The organism is Vibrio sp. RC586 (genome assembly GCF_000176715.1).
Taxonomy (GTDB): Bacteria; Pseudomonadota; Gammaproteobacteria; order Enterobacterales; family Vibrionaceae; genus Vibrio.
This window is the reverse complement of record NZ_ADBD01000008.1, coordinates 169205-192229: the sequence shown is the minus strand read 5'-3', so window position 1 is coordinate 192229 and position 23025 is coordinate 169205. Positions and strand designations below refer to the sequence as shown.

Sequence of the window (23025 nt, the reverse complement as noted above, 5' to 3'; positions counted from 1 at the left end):
TTTCCAAAAATAACAAAATCAGATGCGTGCCGATGACTTAATTTTGTTTTATCAAGTGATTGAATTGGGGAGTTTCAGTAAGGTTGCAGAGCAAAATGGCCTTACAAATTCGGTGGTTAGCAAAAGATTGGCGCGATTGGAAGAAGAACTCGGCGTGCAGCTATTGTATCGAACAACGCGTAAATTGACCTTGACTGAGGCCGGAAAGGCACTGTTGCACGGTGCTAAAAATGTGAAGCAAGCCACTCAAGAAGCGCTGGATGCGGTGGTGGGATTTGGCGAAAACGTCAGCGGTCACATCAAAATGTCGGTGCCGACCATCTCGGGTGACTTGATTTTGGCCGATGCGGTCGCCGAGTTTTGTAACCTGCATCCGGGGCTGACGGTAGATATGTCGCTGGATAATCGCTTCGTAGATCTTGTTGAAGGCGGCTATGACTTGGTGATCCGCACCGGTTATTTGGAAGATTCGAGCTTGATTGCGCGGCATATTTTGGACTCGCAGTGGGTAGTGTGCGCGTCTCCCGCTTACATTGCCCGCAATGGTAAGCCGCTCAAGCCAGAAGATTTAGCTAGACACAACTGCTTGCAATACGCCTATCAAACCACGGGGGCGACCGATTGGGAATTTAAAGGGGCAAAAGGCAACTACATAGTTAAAGTGTCCGGTACCTTTTCGACCGATAATGCCACTGCATTACGCAAAGCCGCGCTTGGAGGGCATGGCATTGCTTATGTACCGCGCTGTTTGGTGTATCACGATTTTCGTAATGGCGAATTGGTGGACGTTTTCCCTGAACAGGTCGGCAAAAAACTTGGTATCTACGCGGTTTATCCTTTTACGCGCCAACCGCCCAACAAAGTGCGTTTGTTGATTGAGCATATCCGTACCCGTTATCTCACTATTTCTCACTATTTCTGAGCGATTTTGCAGAGCAGGGTGGAAGATAGGGATAGAAGAAGTCAGAGATAAAAAACTCGCTCAAGTTGAGCGAGTTTTTGTGGTCGGCGGCCAAACCGAAAAGGCAGCTATGCCATAGTGAAATGAGTGAATGCGTGGTAAACCTCATTCACTGTGAACTAAGTATAGACGGCATTCGTGAACTTAATATGAATCAAGCTGCATTTTCTTCCAGAATGTCGAATGAGGCAGCAATAAGCTTTTTAGTGTAGTCATGTTGTGGGTTATGGAAGATGGACTCGGCGCTGCCTTGTTCCATGACTTGGCCTTTTTGCATCACCAACACGCGATCCGATAAGGCTTTCACTACCGCAAGATCGTGGCTGATGAACAAAAAGCCGATATTGCGTCGTTTTTGAATCTCTTTAAGCAGTTCAATCACAGTGAGTTGAACGGAGCGATCCAGCGCCGACGTCGGTTCATCCAGCAAAATGAAAGACGGTTCGAGGATCAACGCTCGTGCAATCGCAATCCGCTGGCGCTGACCACCGGAGAACTCATGTGGGTAGCGGTTAATTGAGTTTGGGTCTAAACGCACTTCTTCTAGCGCACGCCTTGCTCTTTGCATGCGCTCAAGTTTGCTGATGTGTGGTTGGTGCACCAGCAGCCCTTCCGTAATGATTTCACCTATGGTCATGCGCGGAGAAAGGGAGCCGTAGGGGTCTTGGAACACCATCTGAATGTCTTTCTTCAATGCCAAACGCTGTTTCTCGCTCAAAGCGCGAAAATCTTGCCCTTTGAAAGCAATGTGACCCGTTGAAGGCAGCAAGCCAATCAAGGCGCGGCCTAAGGTGGATTTCCCACTGCCCGATTCTCCGACTATACCTAGCGTTTCGCCTTGCTTAAGTTCCAGCGAAATGCCTTTTACCGCTTCAAAATATTGGCTACGGCGGCTGATAAAATGTGGCTTCACCAAAAACTTCACGCGAATGTCTTCTGCTTTAAGTAAGGGTGGCGCATTGGCATCAACCGGATCTTTACTGCCTTTCGGAATCGAGTTAATCAGCATGCGGGTATAGTCATGTTCAGGTTGCTGAAACAGTTGCTCGGTTGAGCCTTGTTCCACCACATCACCTTTGCACATTACAAGTACACGGTCGGCAACAAACCTCACGACGCCCAAATCGTGAGTGATGAATAAGATCGCCATGCCCATGTTGGCTTGGATCTCTTTAATCAATTTCAGCACTTCTGCTTGTACGGTAACGTCGAGTGCCGTCGTTGGTTCGTCTGCGATCAAAATATCTGGCTCATTGATCAGTGCCATCGCAATCATGATGCGCTGTAGCTGACCGCCAGAAAATTCGTGCGGGAATTTTTGGTAAGCCTGTTCTGGCTCAGGTAAGTGAACTAATTGAAACAGTTCTAACACCCGCTGTTTGGCGTGCTTTTGGCTGACGCTGCGATGGCACAATATGGCTTCTGCCACTTGAATGCCCACGCGCATATAAGGGTTGAGTGAGGTCATCGGCTCTTGGAAGATCATACCAATGCGATCGCCACGGATCCGGCGCATCTGCGTTTCGGTTTTATTCAGCAATTCTGCGCCTTCAAAAACGATGCTTGATTCAGGGTGGATCAGCGCATTTTTAGGCAGCAGTTGCATTAACGCGTTGGTCGAAACCGATTTACCACTACCGGATTCGCCAACAATCGCCAGTGTTTCTCCTGGTCGAATCTCAAAGCTGACGTTTTTAACCGCATCGATTTGACCATCATTGGTACGAAAACTGACGCTCAGGTTACGCACTTGCAAAAGAGGGGTCGGTGACATTGTACTTCCTTATTCAATTCATCACGGGGTAAAGGGTAGACTGAGAAAGTGAATTTCGTAATTGATGAAAGTAGAAATGCGCTTTCTCAACCTGTTGATATTCCAGCTGCCATTCAGCGCTGCGTTGCGCGTAACAAAAGGCGTTAAGATGCTGTAGCAGGTGCTCGCTGATTTGGCACAGTGTTGGATTAAGGCGTTGCATCAGCGCCGCGTCTTCAATCGAGAGAAATTGCAACAAGGCGTAGGTTTGATTAAGTACATCAAACGTGCGTTGGTGTTGACCCATGTTGTTGAGAATTTCTGATTGCGCAATGGCAGCATCACGTAATCCAGTGAGCATACAGGCCATCTGACAGGGTTTGGTCTCTTCATCATGAGCAGCGTTTTGAATGTGCAACGGCATAAAGTGCAGCACATCTTCCAGTAAGTAATGCGCTTGTGGCCAATGGCCTTGCTTGAGTAGCTGCTCTGCTTGTAAGAAACCATTCCAACATTGCTGTAAATCCATCGGCCATCTCCTCATCAAGAAAACTGCATTTAAATGCAAATCATTATCAAATGCAAATCATTCCCGTTTTTGTGTGAGGAGTTTTGGTTAAATTTTATTCGCTCAATCTCTAATCGGGGAGAAATCACTAAAAAGACAATGATTTATCTCTAAACTTGAGCTACATATGAAGTAAAGAACCTAAGGGAAGGAGTGGAGCCATGGCGATTCAGCATCTGAGTTTTGAGCAGCTCTACCAAGTCGCAAAACTGGAAAAGCTAGAGTGCAAGTCAACCAAAGAGCTAGCACCGATCGATGAGATCGTGGGGCAAGAACGAGCGCAAAAAGCGGTCGAGTTTGCGATGTCGATCAAAGAGAAGGGATACAACATTTACGCTATCGGCCGTAATGGGCTGGGCAAGCGGACCATGATCCTGCGTTATCTCAGCCGCCATCAACACGATGGTAATGAGCTATATGACTGGTGTTACGTCGCGAATTTTGAGGATGTGCGAGTCCCCAAAGTGCTGAAGCTGCCTTGTGGTATTGGGCAAAAATTCCGGCAGGATATCGAAAAGCTCATGACCAAGTTGGTTACGGCCATTCCATTGGCATTCGACAATGAAATCTACTTCAGCCGTGCAGAAAAGCTAAAAAACCAGCTTGCTCAAAAGCAAGAAAGTGAATTGGAAAACATTACTCGCACCGCCAAAGAGCGTGGTGTGAGCCTAACCATTACCACGCAAGGGGAATATCAATTTGTCGCACTCAACGGTGAAGAAATGCACACCGAAGAGACGTTTGATGCCCTATCTAAACGCGAGCAGGATCAGTTCAGCAACACGATTGATGAGCTGGAAGTTATCCTGCGTAATATGGTGCGCCACTTAACGGAATGGGAAGAGTCGTACAGTGAAAAAATCAAAAAGCTCAATGATGAAGTCACGTTAGATGTGATTGCTCACTTCATCAAACAGCTTAAGTTGGATTACTCCAAGTATTCAGAAATCAAGGCTTACTTGACCGATCTGCAGAAAGACATAGTCGATAATGTAGAGATCTTTCTTGATGAAGGCGGCGATCAAGGTGAACTTGCCAATGCCTCTCTGGATAAAAAACTGCCACGTCGCTACAAAGTGAATGTGCTAGTTAGCCGTAACGCGGACGAATTCCCGATCGTGGTGGAAGAAAGCCCGAACTACCATTCACTGTTTGGCTATATTGAAACGGCGACTTACAAAGGCACCGTATTTACCGATTTCTCTTTAATTCGTCCAGGAAGTTTACACAAAGCCAATGGCGGTGTGCTGTTGATGGATGCGGTTAAAGTGCTTGAACAGCCTTATGTGTGGGATGGTTTGAAGCGTGCGCTACGTTCACGCCAGCTCAGTTTCACCTCACTAGAGAAAGAGGTGACGCTGACGGGGACGGTTTCACTCGATCCAGAACCGATCCCGCTCGATGTGAAAATTATCCTGTTTGGTGATTACCGCACTTATGAACTGCTCGCGCATTATGATCCCGAGTTCAGTGAGCTGTTCCGCGTGACGGCCGATTTTGCCGATGAAATGCCGCGTGATGCAGATTCAGAGCTGCACTATGCACGCTTTATTTCCAGCATAGTGCATGATGCCAATATGTTGCATTGCGACCGTAAAGCAATTGCGCGCATTATCGAGCACAGTTCGCGCACCACGGGCGACCAAACCAAGCTTTCTTTGCATTCTGCGCACATTGCCAATTTGCTGCGTGAATCCAACTATGTGGCTAAACAAGCCAACGCAAATTTGATCCGTCAAAGCCATGTGGATGAAGCACTGCGTAACCAAGAACTGCGCGTGAACCGCCTACAACAGAGCATGATGGAAACCTTTGTTAACGGAACAACTTTGATCCAAACCGAAGGCATGGCCATCGGCCAAGTGAATGCATTGTCTGTGCTGGCAACCAGTGATCATGCGTTTGGTATGCCAAACCGGATCACCGCAACCACTTCTTATGGTGATGGTGAAATCATCGATATTGAGCGCAGTGTCGATTTAGGCGGAAGTATTCACTCCAAAGGAGTGATGATACTGTCTGCTTACCTCAGTTCTGTGTTTGGTCGTACCGCACGCGTACCATTAACCACAACGATCACCTTTGAACAGTCTTACGGTGGGGTGGATGGAGACAGCGCCAGCATGGCTGAGTTCTGTGCGATTGTGTCAGCGTTTTCTAAACAGCCGAATCGACAAGACATTGCGATTACAGGGTCAATGAACCAGTTTGGTGAGTCGCAGCCGATTGGTGGTTTAAACGAGAAGATCGAAGGTTTCTTCGATGTGTGTACGATTAAAGGACGCAAAGAAACACAAGGTGTAATCATTCCGCGTTCTAACATGCACAACCTGATGTTACGTGCCGATATTGTTAAAGCCGTTGAAAAAGGCGATTTCCATATTTGGGCGATCGACCACGTTACAGAAGCGATTGAAATCTTCACGGGCAAACCTGCAGGTATCGCGACCGATGATGGTAGCTATCCGGTCGATACTGTATTTGGTCTAGCTCAAGCCAAGCTTAACGCACTACGTAAGTAATCCCTCTCTTAAATATGAATACAGCAGAAATGCTGTATTCATATCTTTCCACAAACTCTCACATATTGTCTTTTGTTTGGCCTATGTCATTAATTTGGCACGTGTGATGTATTTTTGACGTAAATGTATTCATAACATTATGAAATATAAAGTTATTTAAACTGGACAATTTTGTGATTAAAGTCTACTATTTTTGTCGATTTTTTGTGCTGGGAATAATCCCATTTGCATGGATGCGTGCGTTAAGTTTAATGAGGTTAAGCATGCCATTTTCTTTGAAAAACTTGTCTATTCGCTTTCAAGTTTTACTTCCTGTTCTATTTACTATGATTGCGTTGGTGATTGCTCTGTGGATCACTGAATCCAACCTAACTCGTGAGCAAAAAGCCATTGCTGATAACACCCACGCGCTGGTTCGTTATAAAGATACGCTGGCAAAAGTGGACGATACTATCTACCCACTTCGCATTAGTGCTGTGTATGCAATTTACGATACTGAGCGTCGTAGCCACTTTATTAGTGAGCTAAAAACGGGTTTACAAGAAGCGCAAACAGCGCTTGATACGATGCAAGAAGAACCTCAGTTCAGAGAGGATGTTCGTGTTGCTGAGCAGTACATTGCCAACTATGTGACTGAATCTCAACAGATGGTGAGTCTGTTTAATCGTGTCGATCAAGGTAATGCCACAGCACAAGAAGCCAGTGCGTTTATTCGTACCTATCGTGAGACAGGTAACAAGATGGTGAACGCGATCAACGAGCTGTCGAAAAAAGTAAACAACTATGCGACCGAATCTATGCAGGCGAGTGCGGCAAGTAATGCTGTGGTAATGCGTAACGCAATGATCACGGTTTTGTCGGTATTGGGTCTCTCGGTTGTCGCTGCTTGGTTACTGTCTGGACAAATTGTTGCACCAATCAATAGCTTGCAAGTGGTAATGCGTAAATTGGCACAAGGTGATCTTTCCGTAAAAGCGGATGATGATGGCGAAAATGAAATTGCCAAGTTGAGCCAAGACGTGAATACCACAGTGAAACAGCTGTACACAACGGTAGAACAATTGACTCGTATCAGTGAAGAAGTGGCTTCTGCTTCTACTGAGCTGGCGGCTGTGATGTCTCAAGCTGAATCGAATGCTCAGCTTGAACTGATGGAAATTGAACAAGTGGCTTCTGCGGTTAACGAGCTGGCGAGCACGGCGGATAACGTCAGTGATAACGCTTCATCAGCTGATTCAACAGCGCGTGAAGCGGATGAGTTGGCAAAATCTGGCCTCGCGATTTTCAAAGAGAGCAGTCAAGCCAGTGAGCAGATGGCGTTAGCTTTAAATGATGCAGCACGTGTGGTTCTGCGTTTGAAAGAGCAATCTGAGCAGATCAGTAATGTGATTGAAGTGATTCGTGGTGTATCGGATCAGACTAACCTACTGGCGCTGAACGCGGCGATTGAAGCGGCTCGCGCAGGTGAATCTGGTCGTGGCTTTGCGGTTGTAGCCGATGAAGTTCGTATGCTGGCCGCGCGCACGCAAGAATCAACCAAAGAGATTCAAACGATTATTGAAGAGCTGCAAAGCCAGTCAAATACAGCGAACGACAGCATGCAATCGAGTTTGGATATGTTAGCGCAAAACAAAGAGCTGACAGCAAAAGCCAATGAAGCATTAGTGGGTATCACAGAGTCGGTGTCGGACATTAACGATAGCAATGCTCAAGTGGCGACAGCGGCTGAGCAGCAGTCTCACGTAACGCAAGATATCAATCGTAACGTGGCGAACATGTCAACTCTAGTGCATCAGAATGTAACGGGCATCAGCCAGAGCGCGAGTGCGAGTACAGAACTTTCTCGCCTCGCAGAGAAACAAAAAGCAGAGTTAGCATTCTTTAAGCTATAAGAAAAAATCAGAAATTAGCGTTAGTGCTAGGATGAAGTGATTAACGCTAAGAATACTACTCTAAAGCCGCAGAATAATGAAAATTCTGCGGCTTTTTATTCGCATTCAGAATAGATAACTACCTGTTTAAAATAAGGTTAATTTTTCTGGTTCGTTATTTCTTTTTGTTCTTAACCGTTTGAGAAATGGCGCTATCTTTCAACATTCTTTCTCTCTATATTGAACAGAGATTACACAAAGTGTGACACAAGTCGCCTATGCAATGTCAGTGATGGAAGGTAATGTATGGATAGAAGTGAAAGTTTATTTCAGTGGGAAAGGGTGAGGCGTTTTAATTTCCCAGTGTGGACAGTGTTGGTCGGCACTTTATTTGCGCGCACCAGCTTTTTTATGGCTTGGCCTTTCTTAGTGGTATTTCTGTATCAGGACTACCATGCAACGGCGACAGAAGTCGGCGCTATGTTAGCAACATCGGCCTTAGTGGGGTCTCTGACTGGGTTGTATTCCGGTTATTTATCCGACAAATTTGGTCGAAAATGGGTAATGGTGAGTGGTACCCTGATCGCGACTTTTGCTTATGTGGGAATCGCTCTTTCAGACCAAATCTGGCAGTTTTTCATCATGGTTGTATTGACCGGTTTGATGCGCCCGATGATTGAAGCCCCAGGAAAAGCGGTGATTGGTGATAATTTGCCGAATGAAAAAGACCGCGAGTTGGCGCTCAATGTGCGTTATTTCTTGCTCAACTTAGGTGGTGCGATAGGTCCACTTATTGGTATTACTCTTGCGCTTGCTCACCCTCAAGGCTTATTCATTGTTACGGGCGTGGCTTATTTCCTGTTTGGTTTATGGTTGCTTGCGACTTTAGAGCGCAAAGGGCGTTTTCAACAACCTGATCGATCACTGCTCCCCAATTTCTCTTCCACTTTACGAGTGATCAGTAAAGACAGCGTATTCGTTAAAATGATGTTGGCGAATTTCCTGATGATGTTTGTCTATGGTCAGGTCGAGTCTTCATTACCGCAAGTCATTGTGCGATCTGAGATCGCCGATGCCGCACAACTGGTTGCAGGTCTAGTGTTAGTGAACACAATGACCATTATTCTGTTTCAATTTCCCACCCTAAAACTGCTGGAAAATGTGCCTCTGTTCACTCGGACACAGTTGGGAATGGCGCTGATGGGCATTGCTCAAGTTGGGTTTATGTTTACCCCAGAAGCGTGGCCTTTAGGCTGGTATTTGGCTTGCTTTGTATTGAGTATGGGCGAAGTGATTGCATTCCCGACCTTAAATGTACAGATTGACCGCTTAGCGCCTGCTCATCTGCGTGGATCCTATTTTGGTGCGGCAGCCCTTTATTCGCTAGGTTTTGCTCTTGCCCCACTTGCTGGAGGTATGATGATCGAGTACCTCAATGCACAGTGGTTGTATGGACTCTGCTTTATATTGTGTTTAGGTATGATTGGTTTGTATTGGTTGGCTCAGCGAGAGCAAGAGGGCGAGGATAAAGAGGTGTTACCGAAAGTGACTGAATATTAGCGTTATTGTTCGTTGAAATGCTCGGATAACGCCGAGCGTCTAATCTGCGCGGCGTTATTTCCTTGTTCGTTAACGGTATGTTCAAAGCCCTCACGAATAAAGCGCTGGGTTGGTGTACTCGGTTCGATACGTTTGAGCTGTGGGGAATTGAAAGTGCCAGAAAGTTCATAGACAAACGTACCCCCTCCCGTGCGAATGGTGATTTCCACACCGTTAAAGTCGTAAGTCGTACTAATTAAACGATCATTACGAAACACCCCTTGTTCATTAAAACGTAGCACTTCGGTTTGATAGCTTGGTGCACCAATTTCAATCCAAGAACCAAAAATTTGTTTAGGGTTAACGTAGTCCTGATAGCTTAAATACAACAGCACAGCGAAGGCGGTTCCTAAAATGGAAAGTGATGACCAGAATACGGATTTGAATACAAGCTCTTTTGACATTTGTTCACTTAATTTCAATGTTCGAATCAAGCGGCATCTTCTACATCTAAAGTCGTAATTTATGCCGAGGCCTAGCTTGTGCTAAGCCACCAATAACCGCAAAAGTCATACGGTAAAAGCGTGATCTTTTCCCAAAATAAAGTCCTTGCTTGCTGACGAAGATCTCACACTGATGTGTGCGGTACCGATGTGCTTTCAAGTAATCAGTGGCATTTTGTTGTGCTAACTGATTTTAGTATAGCCCTCTCTTTGCTCATGCTTGTGCAAAGTTACGTGATGAGTTACAACTCTCGCTTGAATGTTGCAGTGAATGGACTGCAGATAGTGATGACAGACAGGAAGAAAAAATGATTAAGGAAAATGTGTACTTTGACGGTAATGTAAAGTCATTAGGTTTTAGCCAACAAGATGGTGAGAGTACCGTTGGGGTGATGGCGCCCGGTCAATATACTTTTGGTACAGGTGCGCCAGAGCGAATGACCGTGGTCAAAGGAGCCTTAACGATTAAACGTGTGGGTGATGCGGATTGGATTACCTTTAATTCAGGTGAAGCCTTTGAAGTGGCCGGAAATTCGTCTTTTGATCTGCAAGTTGAAGTTGCGACAGCTTACCTGTGTGAGTTTCTGCCTGCTTAGTTTTATGTGAACAAAAAATGCCACACCTGAAAGGGTGTGGCAAACCATCAGGAATAAACCGTTATTCCAACAACTGACGATGTAACATTTTTCCGAGTCGTTAAATCGAGCCTTCAAATCGGTAGGCACAACCAGTAAGTTTTAAAATGACTAGTAGGTTTCAAAATGACCGGCGTTATAGTCACGTATAGCTTGCTCAATTTCCGCCATGCTGTTCATCACAAAAGGACCATAATGAACCACGGGTTCATTGATGGGCTCGCCCATTAAAAGCAAACACCCAGTCGATTGGTCGGCTCTTATTGTTAGACGTTCCCCAGTCGAAAGCATGGCCATTTCTCCAGCTTTAACCACGTGATTACCCAAAGTGAGTTGTCCTCGATAGACATAGACCATTGCGTTAAAGGTTTCAGGTGTGTATATGCTCATTTGTTGATTGGCTTCTGCTCGCCAATCTGCGACGGTTAGAGGGACACCAGTATTCGTGAGTGGTCCTGTGATCGTTTCTGTATCTAGGGTAATAGAACCCGCAATCACTCGGATCAAGCCTTGTTGTGGGTGAGAATGTTCCGCAAGGTTTTCCGGTTGAAAATCGTGATATTTGGCTGGCGACATTTTGTTGCGAGCTGGCTGGTTAATCCAAATCTGAAAACCGTGTAGTTGCCCCTCTTGCATAATCGGCATTTCACTGTGAATCACACCTCGTCCAGCTGACATCCATTGCGCACCACCTGAGCGTAATTCCCCTACATTGCCCATGTGATCACGGTGCTGGAAATGTCCCTGAAGCATATAGGTTAGCGTTTCAATTCCACGGTGTGGGTGAGGCGGAAAACCGCCAATATAGTCCGCTTGGCTGTCGGCTTTTAATTCATCTAGCATCAGGAAAGGGGAAAAATCCGAGCGTTGAAATCCCGCAATGCGCTGAATTTTTACTCCATCGCCGTCTGATGTGGGTTGTACGGGAACGAGTTGGCGAATTTGGCGATCTTGAATCATATAGCTTCTCCACGAAAGGTTGTGCTTTGATAGAGAAATTGTAGTGAAACCATGAAGAAATGAGCAGCTGGCGAAACTGAGGCTCATATTCGAGAAATTTGAATAATTGGGTAGTGGTGTGCAAGTGAACTTGTGATACGCCGCTAAACTCAATAGCAAGAAATTGTGCACGAATGGGAGGGATTGGATGGCTATTTTACCTAAGCATACTGATCGATATTCCAACTACGATCCTAGTCAAGATCTGACGAAGGAACAGCTACGCCGCTTTACGCAAGCGGCGAATAGGGCACAGCACAAACGAGAAGAAATACAGGAGATGGACACGAGTTTTCTAGGTTTTGCCAAACGCGCTGCACTAAAACCTTTGGTAAAACCTAAGCCGGATAGCCCCAATACGGTTCGCTACGCGATTTGGATGTCGGTGTTTGGCATCGTGTGTTTGTGGGTCATGTATATGCTTGGTTAAACGTTAAAACTAGTGAGCTTTTTTTAATAAGGTCACGTTAGGTGCTTCATCGGTTTCAATATCAAATGCTGTTTTGATTGGTGGTGGATAAGCGGCATCTTGGTAGTATCGATATTGGTTTTTACCACCATGTTTTGCGGCATACATGGCTTTGTCGGCGCAACGTGTTAATTCGAAAAGGGTGATGGCATCTTTAGGGTAAATCGCCACACCTATACTTACCGTCAAATGGTTCAGCAAATCGGTTTCCGGATAACGGTCAATGAATAAGTTTGAGATACGCTCAAGAATATGATCAAGATCGCGTAAGCTTTTTACCCCATAAAGCATTAATACAAACTCATCTCCGGCAAAGCGTGCAATGGAGTAATCGTGTTTGTTTGTTGCACGATCTTTATTACGCAGATTGTTCCTCAGACGATGGGCAAAATGTTTTAACACCTGATCTCCCACATCGTGACCGTAATTATCATTAATTTGTTTGAAGTTATCGATATCGAGAAAAACCAAAGCGGTGATCGTATCCTCGCCTTGCTGTTCTTTGAGCTTTTCATTTGCCCAACTTTCAAAGCTCCACCGATTGGCTAGGCCTGTCAGTGGGTCTAGGTAAGCCAGTTCTTCAATGCCTTCTTGGTATAAGGTATGTATATAGTTGATTGCTCGTGAGAAAAAGTATGAGGCTGTATTACTGATGATGGTTAACGCAAACAAGCTAAGTAAAAAGTAGCTATGTTCAACATGTGTCGGCCCAGCTTGATAATGGTGGAATACGATAGTGGCAGTCATTGCCAAGCAAATCATTGCACTGTACACCACTCCCATTTTAAAGGGGTTGATCATGATTAATGTGCAGATAAGCGGGTACAGCCATAAAAGTTGGCGGAAATCACTGTCACTATTGCTAACGATAGCTACGGAGAAAGTGAGTAGTATTAAAGAGAGAATTAAATCTGCTTGAGTATGGAATTGGCGATGGCGGATCAGCGTCACCAAATTCAATAGTGTGACGATACCGCTCAAAAAAAGTAGAGTGCTGAGCAGGAACTGGTCATGAAAATAATCATAGAAAGCCAATACAAAAAATATCGTTGTTGCGACCCCAGAGCTTATCAAGACAATGTGCTGCTTACGGGCAAAGCGCATCTCCGTCATCTCTTTTAATTGGTTGCCGGCAAAGGTATCCATTCCATATTCGACCTATTTTGTGAAGTTAGCTAAAGTTTAGATGAAATTGCTTTATTTGAAGTTTAAAAACAACGAAATAGTGTGATGGTTCCGAGTTTTCTTATATGCAATTAATTTGTATGTCATTAATTTAGATGATGTGGCTCGATATTAAGAGAGAGGCTACTCGTACTTAAGCCGTAATTTCTTCTACTGAAACTCATTACTTAACCAGTTTCTTAATTTTAATACGGCTTCAGAACGCAATTTATCGGCACGGCAAGCAAAATAATAACCTTGGTCAGGATGCGTCACTTTAATGCCAATTTCTTTTAAGATGCCACTTTCCACTTCTTGTTTAACAAATAAGCGATGAGTTACAAATAAACCCAAGCCACTGAGTGTGGCTTGCAGCGCTTGTGCTGATGCCGCAAATGAGAGGTTACGTTGCTGTGTCGGTGGTGTGACATGGTTGGCTTGGCTCCAAATCTCCCAGTCATTCTGACGGCGAGGGTTACTTGCATAGATGGCGGGAAGTTCGGCTAAAGCTTGTTGAGGGGTGATGTTTGGAGAAATGACAGAGTGACTTGCCACCATGACCAATTCATCATCTGCGAGTTTTTCACAGTAATAGTCTTGCCAATCACGTAATTGGCCGTGAATTAATGCCACATCTACACCTTGTTCTTCTAAAGAAAATGTTCCGGTTAATGTTGAAATTCGAACATCGACTTCAGGAGCAAAGATTTGAAAACTACTCACGCGTGGTATCCACCAGTGTAGTGCCAAGGAGTTGATCATGTTGAGGGTAACACGGTTGGTGTATGCGGGTTTTAATAATGACTCGGTTGCTTCAACAATTTGCTCTAAAGCCGGAGCGACTTTTTGGTAGTAGCGCTTGCCCGCACTATTAAGTACAACTTGACGACCAACACGGTGAAAAAGCGGCTGATCTAATTGAGATTCTAAGGATTTAATCGCTTGACTGATCGCGGAATGGCTGACATTGAGCGTTTCTGCAGCAAGCGTCATGCTGCCTGTTTCTGCAACAGCAACGAAAGAGTAGAGTGATTTCAGCGGAGCCAGTTTTCGCATACTAATTCCTGTAAGTTTTACTAACAGATTTGGTCAATATTACTCGTTATTTTTTATCCCGTCATCGACTTAAAATCGGGGTAGGTGAAAGGAGAGTTGTATGCCAAATCATTTATCCCCTGTGTTGTTTATGCTGTTATCGACTTTTAGTTTGTCGCTCACGGGGTTATTAAGTAAATACCTTGCTCAGATCATGCCCATCGCCTATCTGGGTTTCTTACGTTTTATTATTCCAGCGCTGTTTTTATTCATCGTCATGAAATTGACTTATTTTCGCTGGCCTCAACCCTCTATGCGTTTTCCTTTACTGATCCGTTCGATTTGCATAGCAGGTAGCCAACTATGTTTTATCTATTCACTGCAATCGCTCTCATTAGTTGAAAGTGTAGTGTTATTTAGTACAGGACCACTTTTTATTCCTTTATTGGAAAAATTACTATGGGGTGGGCGGTTGGCTTGGCTCACTGTCGTGAGCGTGTGCGTGATATTTGCGGGTGTTATCATGTTGGCGGGAAATACCGGAAGCCTTGTTTGGCGCCCAGAATTGTTGGCTGGGCTAGGGGCTGGTTTATTTAATGCTGGATCGCAACTCAGCCTGTATCGTGCAGCTAAAAGTGATATGCGTTCGATAGAAATTCATGGTTGGACATTCTTGGTGGCGGCGGTATTGCTCAGTCCGCTTGTCGTGGTGATACCTTTAGAGGGAGATCTGTTTTCAGAACTGGGTATGAGTTGGGATAAACAGGGAGCCATGACTCTAGGGGCATTATTATTGGCATCGATGTTGGTCGTGAATACGCAAGTATTTCGAGCAAAAGCGTATCGGCTTGCACAATCAGGCTCCCAGCTCGCTCCTCTGATCTTTACCAATCTTTTGTTTAGTGCTCTGTGGCAAGTGCTGTTTTTTAACGTGGAATACCAATTTTCCCAAAAACTAGGATTGGCTTTGATTATCGTGGCAACCGTGATTAATGGTGTTTTGCCCCGCTTAACTGAGTGGAAAGCGAGGCTTAAAGCGGTCTAATTGATGGCAGTGTTCACTATGCTTTCTTTTTTGATTAATCCATATGGCAGACTGACAAACACATTAGGATGGGTGCTGATTTTGGGAGCAGAATTAGTTGAATTCCAATCCAATAGCATGATGGCTAATACGTTGCGATGCTCGCCGAGAGATAGGTCGAAATCGCCAGTGGTGGAGGGGATCATTCCGTGTTGCGTATCTACTTGGGTTTGAATAAATTGACGAGATTTGAGTACCACAGGATCATTTTCAAGCCCTGCAAGTAGGAATGAAATTCCCACTTCAGCAACAATGTCTGGTTTAGCGCGTTGTAAAATGGTGTCTATGTTGGCGCGGAAATAGTCGTAGATCCACTGGTGCTGTGGTTCGCTGACAAGATGTTGATAGTATTCCGAGTCAGCAAAGATAATGTGAGTCATACCGTACAGTTTATTACCATATTGTTGATCGTTGAGCTGTGCATCTTGTTGGTCAGGGTAAGTACGTTGGAAGGCTTGGATAAAAGGGTCGATAACATCTTGTTCACCGAGTTGACGCAGCCAATAGGCCTGATTAGCCAGTTGTGCCGCCCACGCTTCAATCATCGCGCTATCGGTTATGTAGCGCGTAAAGTCATAACGCCGTAGAATGAGACGCAGCTTTTCATCCTCTTTATGTTTCAGTCCATACTCGTTAGCTCGTGCCATTGAGCCTAAAAGCGCACTCCCTAAATAGAGATATTCAGGCATCGTTTGGGTGGCGGATAAGCGGCGCTGAGTACGTTCATCTTGGCTTTGCTGATAACTTTTCAGGCGTTTTAGTGAGTAACGTTTAATTTGCTCCTGAGTATTCACTTCAGCCGCAAAATAATTAAGTTGGCTAGCAATTCTGGATAAATCACTACCAATCGCAGCGGCGTATTTATCATCCAAAGTTTGACGGTACATACGCAGTGCATAGTGACCTTCTTTATAGCTTGGCAAAGTATACAGTTGCGTTTCGTAAGTTTTTCGAATTTGGTCTGCGGTGCTGCGAAACGTTGGTCGAGCAACTGTTTTTAGCGCTTTATCGCGAATTTGTTTGTGTTGTACGCTTATGTTGGTGGCGCTGCTTTCAGGTTGTGCCGGACTATTCACTCCTCCTGTTTGCGCATAGCTATGGAGTGTGAGCATCAACGCTGTGATAAGACTCGCGCCAATCACGATATTTTTCTTGTTCATTATCATGCTATCCAGTTAATTGAATTGTTCGCTTTTAGACCAGAAACTGTAATGGAACGATGAAGTATCGGCGTGAGTGTCTTGTTAATAATTTGTCAAAATCTCCTGTTTGGCCTGACCTTATGTGACGCTTCGATATGGCAGGGTTATCGATTTAAAATAAAATCTGCCGAAATGTGAGATTAATTCGCGCCTGTTTGGTTTGACGTGTTTTGGGAATAGCATGTTGCCAATGATGCTGTGTCGTACCAGCCATGATCAGCAGATCACCATGGCCTAATTCACATACCACTTTCCTATCGTGGTCGTTGTAGTGGCGTAGGATAAAGCGACGACTTTCACCAAGAGAGAGTGAGGCAATAATAGGATGATGGCCTAACTCCGGTTCATTATCTTGATGCCAACCCATAGAGTCTTGGCCATCACGATAAAGATTCGCTAATACGGAATTGAATGTGGTTTGCGCAACCTGTTCACATTCCGTCCTTAATTTTGCTAGTAGTGGAGGGAATGGTTCGGGAGAGAGTTGCAGCCCAGAGTAGCGGTAGCCTAACTCGCCATACCAAGCGATCAGCCTTGGCTGTAGGACACATTTGCCAAATAAGCGAATGCTTTTTTGCTGCCAATTCAACTCAGCCTGCAACTGTTCGAAAGAGTGATTCGCTTGGTGATGAGAAAGAAATTGTGGAAACCAATAAAGTAGACCGTCAACTAGAGCTACTTCCCCTTTCTGCGAATGGTTGTTCAAAATAACTGTTTTAATCATGGGTTATATTTACAAACTTATAATCAAATGGTTTATTTATTGTACATATGAGTTACTCTAGTGAAAAATTCACACCTTTTATTCACTCGCTCCCTCTTTTTACTTGATAACTCCGCTTTGCGGGCCGCAACAGCAAAATAGGGTTCGTTTTCGAATGAATCACATGATTCATTCAGTGACCAATACACAATAGTCAATAATCACGCAGAGGGTTGAGGATGGGGTTAGCCTCTCACAAAAATTGGTATATCTCTGTTTTTTTTCTAACGCTACTCTTTATTGGTGTTGGCGTGGTTGAAGCGCTTCATGTTAGTCAGACCCGAGTTTTGCAAAATGACCTTCGTCAACACACTAAAGAAGAGTTATCGGCTGTCCGATTTCAACTTGAAGCGGAAGTGTTAGCGGATATTTATGCTGTAAAAAGCCTAACCACTTTGCTGACGCTAGATCCAGAGCTCAACCTTTTCCGATGGGAAGAGCTCTCTGCGGCGGTGATTAGAAATAGCGCGCATTTGCGTTCGCTCGCTATCGCTCCAAACGATGTCGTGGTGTTTAGCTATCCACGCCCACAAACCAATGCCTTGGTAGGATTAGACTACCGTACCGTTCCGCAACAGTGGAAATCCGTAAAAAAAGCACGTGAAGCCAAGCAAACATTTGTTTCTGGCCCTGTAGATCTTGTGCAAGGTGGTCGTGCGCTAGTGATTCGGGAACCCATTTTTTCTGATCCTCCGAATAATACCCATTATTGGGGGGTATTGAGTGTGGTGATGGATTTAGATTCATTGCTTTCCAGAACGCATCTTAGTGGGGTTAGTGATCAGGTCCAAGTCGCCATACGTGGTCAAGATAGCCAGGGCAGCGAGGGGGATGTATTTTTTGGGGAGCCTCAAATTTTTGATCGGGCCTTTGCCAAAGAAATGGTCTACTTTCCTTATGGGCACTGGCAGATAGCGATTGCTGAACAAAAGAATTTTCTGAATCTTTTACCGTGGTACACAAGAAATTTAGTACGACTGCTCGGATATTCGGTTTTATTGTTACTGATTGCTGGATTTGGGATTATCGTTAGGCTCTACAAATTGGCAGAGGAGCGTTCTTTACACGACCCGTTAACACACTTACCAAACCGCCGTTATTTCATTTACACCATTGAAAACTACTTTGAAAATGCTAAACGCACAGGGCGTGAGGGTAATTTCGCATTACTCAATATCGACATTGATCGATTTAAAGCCATCAATGATTCTTATGGTCATGTGGCTGGAGATAAAGTGCTAGTGGCGTGTGCTGAACGGATTAAATCGAGTTTACGGGTGTCTGATCTCGTGGCTCGAATTGGTGGTGATGAGTTTCTGATATTAATTCCTCGCGTCCATCGAGAGCAGGATGTTCATAAAATCAGTGAAACGATTTCAAAATCGATCTCTGAAACCCCAGTGGTTTATGAAGATTCATTAATTCATATCCATGTCAGTATCGGTTACGTTATGTATGACAAGGCATTTTATGATCCTGATGAAATGTTCAAACAAGCTGATGAACGTATGTATGCGGCGAAACGCAGGCAGAATCCCCTTTATCAATTTTAAATTGCAAAATGCAAAGCATGGGTCGTATTTTGCAATATTCATTGCATTTCGTTAGTTAGTTATGAGCCCTGATGCAATGAAACTGTTCGTTATTTATACGTTTTGATGTAAAAAACCATTCTAAAAGTTGGCACGAAATCTGCATTACTTATATTGACCCTTCTAAGCCGAGGGTCACCTAGCCAACTGACGTTGTTAGTGAACACCATTGTTCACACTTATAGACGGCCAATCACACTTCTTGTGGTTGGCCTTTTTTTATTCGCCACATTCCCCATAGCATCTTGGCTTTCGTGGGCAAGCTGCGCCGCGTGAGCAAATCAATCTCGCTTCATTCTCGATACCCCGTTCAACCCAGTTGATATTGAGGATTTTGGCTATTGTGCGTAAATCGCGTTTGATGGGAGCCGGAATTGCAGTGGTTCCTCCTCTCTGCACACAACTCATTTTGAGCTCTTGAGCAATAGCGAGGGCGTCCCCCCCTTGAGCATTAATCGCAGGATTAAGGTCGATGCCCGCACACAAGACACGGTTGTTGCCAGCAGGGTCAACAACGTTGAGTGATTCGCAGCAGTAAATGCGAGGCTCGTCACCCACGGTTAAAATGGATATCTGTGCCGAGCTACCATTTTGAGGTTGTGAAAGACGCCGAAAAACAGCCCAATGCTGGCAAGGGTCATTCACTTTACGCATATTTCCCCAAGGAAGTGGAATACCGTTACCACGATAGACAGCTTTAAGTTTTCCTTCGCCATAAGCATCAAAATAGTGCCAGTGCGGATAGGGTGATACCACGGTCATACGGCGCATCGCAACGGAAGGTGAAACGCCGGCTTTTTGATGCACACTGATCTCATACCCATTGCGATCCAATAATTGTCGAAACGGGACTTTCGGGCACAGTAACGCGCCAGCAAAAAAGCTCGATTCAAAGTCTCGCCACGCTTGCAGAATGTCTTGTGAGTTCAGTTCAGAAGAAGGCGAAGTATCCACCATTTCATCCCAGCCTTGAGTGTGACCAATAGATAACACGCTCTTCAGGCCGTCTTTGTTGTGCAGCACATTGTGGCCAATGTAGACCGCAAGATCGTATTTCAGCCGTGTGGGGTAGTCGCGCAAAATTTCGTTGAGATAAATACGACCTGGTGGTTCAAAAAAAGAGGTCACTAACTGTTTGGCACTCATGCCGAGTTCATCGGTGACATCATGCGGAGTGCGTTTTACCCAGCGAATGTCCAACCCAAGGCTCTTTGCAATATCCATTAAATCGGTGACCGACAAGTTGAGACGTTTCAACCCAACTTCTTCTGCGGCACGCTCGAGATCTGGGAAGTGGTTTTGTAAGCTTTCTTGGTGGGCTCGGATCAAAAGATGAGCAAACTGACGACCAGTGATCCCTGTTTGCGAGAGCATCTCAGGAATCGCGATCTGTAGAATATCGTTAGAAAAGAGGAAGCTCGGTTCGAGAGCCATACCGCTGATGCCGCCTCGGTTACCTTTCTCTGGCGTGATATCCACCTGCTCAGGTTCATCATCCAAAAACCAAATAGGATCTTTCTGAAAAACTTCAGCGATCACTTCTAACATCTCTACACTCGGTACGCGTTTACCGCGTTCAATCATAGAAAGATAAGAAACAGAGGGCGCGTATTCTGGGCTTACACGAATGCAGCGAGCTGAAAGATCCTCCATCGTTAAGTGATTCCTTTTCCGAAGGTTTCTGACTTTTGTTCCCAAAAAATGGGATTGGCGAACTAAACTTTTAGACACACTCATTTTGTAAAATTCACATTGTAAAATTTTTGTTGTGAAATTGTAGTCAACAATCCGCTAGTCTACCAAGTAAGCGAAGTCACAAATCCGGTGAAAAAAACGCCAGTGTCTTTGTGGAATACAATAATTTGATCTGGACGAGGGAACGACGATGAATATGCTGACGTTTGATAAAACAGAAATCCAACACCAAAATAAACCCTTTATCGCAGAAGCTGTCTTCGCCGTTGAAACAGTCGCGGCCAATCAGCAACGTGAAAAGCAAACGAAAGCCAAGCAACTGTTGGATCGTCTTTTCCCTTTGGAAAATGGCACTCATCAAGACGTTACGGCTTACGTGATTGATTACAACCATCTGTTGGCTTACTTCCAAGATGGACGTCACAGTGGGTTGAAATACCCTAAACAATTTGTGGCGTTTAATGGCAGCAAAGAGAACCCAAGCCATCTTTTATTTCGAGATGGACAAGGTAGCCATGTTGAAATGACACTAGGTTGTCAACGCGGTACTGGGTGTATTGAATTGCGCGAAATTGCCGATATTCAACTAGAAACCTGCACCGTACTGAACCATACCAATGAGCAAATGCAGCCTTGTACTACGATTCGCCATTGGGTAAGCCTAATTAAAGGGGATGGGCAAGGTCGCCCACAAGCCTTGACGGAAGAGAAAGAATATACCTCACGTAATGGAGAAGAATATTTCTTGGGCAATTGCTTCTCACATTAACTCATCAGCCAAATACAAAAAAGCCAAAAATACCTGTGGTGTTTTTGGCTTTTTGCGATTGATACGTACCTGTGAGAAACCATGTTTTAGTTTATGCCGATGACATGTGCTGCAGTTGTTCAGTATTAAATCGGCATTACACGATTACGTCCGAGATTTTTCGCCTCATACAATAATCCATCAGCACGACCAATCATGGCTTCTAAGGATTCACCTTGGATATTTTCTACCACACCAAATGATGCGGTAATGCTACCCACTGATTGTCCACTGCGTCTGTCTTTTACATTCAGTTTTTCAATTGAGCGTCGGACGGACTCGGCAAACTGTCTAGCGATACGGAGTGATTTATTCGGGGCAATGATAGCGAATTCTTCTCCTCCGTAGCGGTAGGCCGTCACACCATCACGACATAGGCTTTGTAGGCGTTTAGCAATAGCGCGGATGATCTGGTCACCAAACAGATGGCCGTAAGTATCATTAAGAGCTTTAAAATGATCAATATCGAGCATAATCAAGCTAACGGGGTTGCCAGCATGACTCAACGTAAACATATCGTCATCAAATGCGCGGCGGTTATAGAGGCCTGAAAGGCTGTCAAACAGCGCATCTTTCTGTACCTTGGCCAGTTGCTCTTTTAGGCGAGATATCTCAAGCGTCGCAGCGTTCAATTGGTTATTAAGAAAGTTGGTCGAGTGGCGAATGTCTTTCGAGTCATTGACCAAACGACGGATCACTGTCATCACCTCTTCAATCGAGAGGTTGTCCTGTTCGACTCGCTCTAAATCTTTAAAACTTTTATCAATCACATTAGCAAAGGAGCTTGTATCACTCAGGGTATCACTCATAGAGCTGCCGATTTCACCCAATAGTACTTCAACATTTGCACGTAATTGGTTGATATTCGTTTCTGCTTTGCTGGCAATGAACTGTTGATATAAATGCTCCCCAGAGGCTGGGGGACAAAGGCCAAAATTTTCTAGTACCGTATCCATTTCCGCATTGAGTTGCGGAATTGCGTGATCAACGTAGGTATACCAGAGTGCATAATTCACTGGTGTGGCGGCTACATGATGTTTCATCATCAGTGGAACGGCTTTTTTTAAGTTAGCCGTGGATTTCTTGAAATCTTCAGTTGTCATCAGTTCATTCAAATACACTAGATATTTTCATAACCTTAAGATTAGCGGATTTGGAATGGAAACGCTGCAAAATTGTTTGTTTCCATAGGTAAGAAAAATAGGTATGCCTCAAGAAATATCGACTTTGATAAGCCAAATAGGTAATTACTTGACTATCATAAAGTTAAGTGAATATTGAGCCTGTGTGCTGAGTATTGAAAGGGAGCATTGATATGGACTCAGTAGAAAGAATGGTGAGGGAGTGGGGCAGCCAAAAGCCAGAGTTAAATACGTTGCCAATGTCGATCATTGATCGCTTACTGCGCATCACTAAACGCATAGAACTGGCAATGGCAGAGTTTTACCAGCAGATAGGGTTAACCCAAGGTGAGTTTGAGGTACTTATGGTATTGCGCCGAGCAGGTTCACCTTATTGCTTAACACCCAGCGATTTGCAGATTATTACGCTGCTCAGTTCTGGTGCGATGACTCATCGCTTGAGCAAATTGGAGACAAAAGGATTGGTAACTCGGAGTATGAGCAAATATGACCGGCGTAGTGTTGAAGTCACATTCACTGAGAAAGGGCTAAATTGCACTGAGTCACTATTACCAGAATTTGTTGCTTTACATGAGCGTGTACTGAGGCATTTTTCCGAAGAAGAGCAAGATACCCTAACCAATCAGTTACAGCAGTGGTTAGGTCATTATGAACAGCTATGGCTTATTCCTGAGCTATTCAACGACAATCGGCAGCGCTAAGGCTGCCGATTGTCTCTCG

The 23025-nt window shown here is 44.7% G+C and carries 20 protein-coding genes; 10 read left to right on the top strand and 10 right to left on the bottom strand.

Annotation, left to right across the window (positions count from 1 at the left end; all coding sequences use genetic code 11):
- Positions 1-22 precede the first annotated feature (22 nt).
- Positions 23-922 (top strand): LysR family transcriptional regulator, encoded by a 900-nt coding sequence (locus tag VOA_RS09460; protein ID WP_001200835.1) that lies wholly within the window; start codon positions 23-25, stop codon positions 920-922.
- Positions 923-1115: 193 nt separating this feature from the next.
- On the opposite strand, the gene VOA_RS09465 is transcribed toward VOA_RS09460, so the two are convergent.
- Both VOA_RS09465 and VOA_RS09470 read right to left on the bottom strand, forming a co-directional pair.
- Positions 1116-2735 (bottom strand): ABC transporter ATP-binding protein, encoded by a 1620-nt coding sequence (locus tag VOA_RS09465; RefSeq protein ID WP_000075436.1) that lies wholly within the window; start codon positions 2733-2735, stop codon positions 1116-1118.
- Between the two features lie 13 nt (positions 2736-2748).
- Positions 2749-3243, bottom strand: coding sequence for a hypothetical protein (locus tag VOA_RS09470; protein ID WP_000365684.1), 495 nt, complete (start codon positions 3241-3243; stop codon positions 2749-2751).
- A gap of 200 nt (positions 3244-3443) precedes the next feature.
- Here VOA_RS09470 and VOA_RS09475 point away from each other — a divergent pair, with 200 nt between their 5' ends.
- From VOA_RS09475 to VOA_RS09485, 3 genes are all read left to right on the top strand, one after another.
- Entirely contained in the window at positions 3444-5804 is a 2361-nt protein-coding gene (locus VOA_RS09475; RefSeq protein ID WP_001007381.1) for a Lon protease family protein, read from the top strand.
- A 263-nt stretch (positions 5805-6067) separates the two neighbouring features.
- Positions 6068-7696, top strand: coding sequence for a methyl-accepting chemotaxis protein (locus tag VOA_RS09480; protein WP_001116752.1), 1629 nt, complete (start codon positions 6068-6070; stop codon positions 7694-7696).
- Positions 7697-7981: 285 nt separating this feature from the next.
- Positions 7982-9235 carry an MDR family MFS transporter gene (locus tag VOA_RS09485; protein ID WP_000376133.1) on the top strand — a complete coding sequence of 418 codons (1254 nt, stop codon included), beginning with the start codon at positions 7982-7984 and terminating at the stop codon, positions 9233-9235.
- Positions 9236-9237: 2 nt separating this feature from the next.
- Here the strand turns inward: VOA_RS09485 and VOA_RS09490 are convergent, their stop codons facing one another.
- Entirely contained in the window at positions 9238-9678 is a 441-nt protein-coding gene (locus tag VOA_RS09490) for a DUF2850 domain-containing protein (protein ID WP_000032249.1), read from the bottom strand.
- Positions 9679-10025: 347 nt separating this feature from the next.
- On the opposite strand from VOA_RS09490, the gene ppnP reads away from it, so the two are divergent.
- The gene (gene ppnP, locus VOA_RS09495) at positions 10026-10313 is read left to right on the top strand and encodes a pyrimidine/purine nucleoside phosphorylase (RefSeq protein ID WP_000588946.1); all 288 of its coding nucleotides are present in this window, start codon (positions 10026-10028) and stop codon (positions 10311-10313) included.
- 150 nt (positions 10314-10463) lie between these two features.
- On the opposite strand, the gene VOA_RS0117790 is transcribed toward ppnP, so the two are convergent.
- Entirely contained in the window at positions 10464-11312 is an 849-nt protein-coding gene (locus VOA_RS0117790) for a pirin family protein (protein WP_000613851.1), read from the bottom strand.
- 187 nt (positions 11313-11499) lie between these two features.
- Between VOA_RS0117790 and VOA_RS0117785 the strand changes: the two genes are divergently transcribed.
- The gene (locus VOA_RS0117785) at positions 11500-11781 is read left to right on the top strand and encodes a hypothetical protein (protein ID WP_000996301.1); all 282 of its coding nucleotides are present in this window, start codon (positions 11500-11502) and stop codon (positions 11779-11781) included.
- A 9-nt stretch (positions 11782-11790) separates the two neighbouring features.
- Here the strand turns inward: VOA_RS0117785 and VOA_RS09500 are convergent, their stop codons facing one another.
- Positions 11791-12966 carry a GGDEF domain-containing protein gene (locus VOA_RS09500; protein WP_000379295.1) on the bottom strand — a complete coding sequence of 392 codons (1176 nt, stop codon included), beginning with the start codon at positions 12964-12966 and terminating at the stop codon, positions 11791-11793.
- Positions 12967-13155: 189 nt separating this feature from the next.
- On the bottom strand, positions 13156-14040 hold the full coding sequence (locus VOA_RS09505; protein ID WP_001228208.1) for a LysR substrate-binding domain-containing protein: 885 nt from the start codon (positions 14038-14040) through the stop codon (positions 13156-13158).
- 100 nt (positions 14041-14140) lie between these two features.
- On the opposite strand from VOA_RS09505, the gene VOA_RS09510 reads away from it, so the two are divergent.
- Positions 14141-15064 carry a DMT family transporter gene (locus VOA_RS09510; protein WP_001132596.1) on the top strand — a complete coding sequence of 308 codons (924 nt, stop codon included), beginning with the start codon at positions 14141-14143 and terminating at the stop codon, positions 15062-15064.
- On the opposite strand, the gene VOA_RS09515 is transcribed toward VOA_RS09510, so the two are convergent.
- Together VOA_RS09515 and VOA_RS09520 are read right to left on the bottom strand one after the other, a co-directional pair.
- On the bottom strand, positions 15061-16266 hold the full coding sequence (locus tag VOA_RS09515) for a DUF3541 domain-containing protein (RefSeq protein WP_032468253.1): 1206 nt from the start codon (positions 16264-16266) through the stop codon (positions 15061-15063). The genes VOA_RS09510 and VOA_RS09515 overlap by 4 nt on opposite strands.
- 151 nt (positions 16267-16417) lie before the next feature.
- Complete coding sequence (locus VOA_RS09520; protein ID WP_000598348.1) at positions 16418-17029, bottom strand: alpha-ketoglutarate-dependent dioxygenase AlkB family protein; 612 nt, start codon at positions 17027-17029, stop codon at positions 16418-16420.
- Positions 17030-17247: 218 nt separating this feature from the next.
- Here VOA_RS09520 and VOA_RS09525 point away from each other — a divergent pair, with 218 nt between their 5' ends.
- Positions 17248-18621: a diguanylate cyclase gene (locus VOA_RS09525; protein ID WP_000521905.1), complete on the top strand. Its 1374-nt coding sequence runs from the start codon at positions 17248-17250 to the stop codon at positions 18619-18621.
- A gap of 258 nt (positions 18622-18879) precedes the next feature.
- On the opposite strand, the gene VOA_RS09530 is transcribed toward VOA_RS09525, so the two are convergent.
- Entirely contained in the window at positions 18880-20313 is a 1434-nt protein-coding gene (locus tag VOA_RS09530) for a DUF3612 domain-containing protein (RefSeq protein ID WP_000389860.1), read from the bottom strand.
- 232 nt (positions 20314-20545) lie between these two features.
- Here VOA_RS09530 and VOA_RS09535 point away from each other — a divergent pair, with 232 nt between their 5' ends.
- A complete protein-coding gene (locus tag VOA_RS09535) occupies positions 20546-21124 on the top strand; it encodes a malate synthase (protein ID WP_001056773.1) in 579 nt (192 codons plus the stop codon).
- Between the two features lie 125 nt (positions 21125-21249).
- Here VOA_RS09535 and vdcA read toward each other — a convergent pair whose 3' ends face one another.
- Entirely contained in the window at positions 21250-22266 is a 1017-nt protein-coding gene (gene vdcA, locus VOA_RS09540) for a diguanylate cyclase VdcA (RefSeq protein ID WP_009355914.1), read from the bottom strand.
- A gap of 212 nt (positions 22267-22478) precedes the next feature.
- Here vdcA and VOA_RS09545 point away from each other — a divergent pair, with 212 nt between their 5' ends.
- Positions 22479-23006, top strand: a complete 528-nt coding sequence (locus VOA_RS09545) for a MarR family winged helix-turn-helix transcriptional regulator (protein WP_000378658.1) — start codon at positions 22479-22481, stop codon at positions 23004-23006.
- Positions 23007-23025: the final 19 nt, after the last annotated feature.

Excerpts from the sequence above, each read along its gene's own strand:
- VOA_RS09535 (WP_001056773.1), top strand. The coding sequence starts at position 20,546 with ATGAATATGCTGACGTTTGATAAAACAGAAATCCAACACCAAAATAAA.
- vdcA (WP_009355914.1), bottom strand. The coding sequence starts at position 22,266 with ATGACAACTGAAGATTTCAAGAAATCCACGGCTAACTTAAAAAAAGCC.
- VOA_RS0117785 (WP_000996301.1), top strand. The coding sequence starts at position 11,500 with ATGGCTATTTTACCTAAGCATACTGATCGATATTCCAACTACGATCCT.
- VOA_RS09505 (WP_001228208.1), bottom strand. The coding sequence starts at position 14,040 with ATGCGAAAACTGGCTCCGCTGAAATCACTCTACTCTTTCGTTGCTGTT.
- VOA_RS09525 (WP_000521905.1), top strand. The coding sequence starts at position 17,248 with ATGGGGTTAGCCTCTCACAAAAATTGGTATATCTCTGTTTTTTTTCTA.
- VOA_RS09530 (WP_000389860.1), bottom strand. The coding sequence starts at position 20,313 with ATGGAGGATCTTTCAGCTCGCTGCATTCGTGTAAGCCCAGAATACGCG.
- VOA_RS09520 (WP_000598348.1), bottom strand. The coding sequence starts at position 17,029 with ATGATTAAAACAGTTATTTTGAACAACCATTCGCAGAAAGGGGAAGTA.
- VOA_RS09500 (WP_000379295.1), bottom strand. The coding sequence starts at position 12,966 with ATGGATACCTTTGCCGGCAACCAATTAAAAGAGATGACGGAGATGCGC.
- VOA_RS09475 (WP_001007381.1), top strand. The coding sequence starts at position 3,444 with ATGGCGATTCAGCATCTGAGTTTTGAGCAGCTCTACCAAGTCGCAAAA.
- VOA_RS09545 (WP_000378658.1), top strand. The coding sequence starts at position 22,479 with ATGGACTCAGTAGAAAGAATGGTGAGGGAGTGGGGCAGCCAAAAGCCA.
- VOA_RS09460 (WP_001200835.1), top strand. The coding sequence starts at position 23 with ATGCGTGCCGATGACTTAATTTTGTTTTATCAAGTGATTGAATTGGGG.
- VOA_RS09465 (WP_000075436.1), bottom strand. The coding sequence starts at position 2,735 with ATGTCACCGACCCCTCTTTTGCAAGTGCGTAACCTGAGCGTCAGTTTT.
- VOA_RS09485 (WP_000376133.1), top strand. The coding sequence starts at position 7,982 with ATGGATAGAAGTGAAAGTTTATTTCAGTGGGAAAGGGTGAGGCGTTTT.
- VOA_RS0117790 (WP_000613851.1), bottom strand. The coding sequence starts at position 11,312 with ATGATTCAAGATCGCCAAATTCGCCAACTCGTTCCCGTACAACCCACA.
- VOA_RS09470 (WP_000365684.1), bottom strand. The coding sequence starts at position 3,243 with ATGGATTTACAGCAATGTTGGAATGGTTTCTTACAAGCAGAGCAGCTA.
- ppnP (WP_000588946.1), top strand. The coding sequence starts at position 10,026 with ATGATTAAGGAAAATGTGTACTTTGACGGTAATGTAAAGTCATTAGGT.
- VOA_RS09490 (WP_000032249.1), bottom strand. The coding sequence starts at position 9,678 with ATGTCAAAAGAGCTTGTATTCAAATCCGTATTCTGGTCATCACTTTCC.
- VOA_RS09510 (WP_001132596.1), top strand. The coding sequence starts at position 14,141 with ATGCCAAATCATTTATCCCCTGTGTTGTTTATGCTGTTATCGACTTTT.
- VOA_RS09480 (WP_001116752.1), top strand. The coding sequence starts at position 6,068 with ATGCCATTTTCTTTGAAAAACTTGTCTATTCGCTTTCAAGTTTTACTT.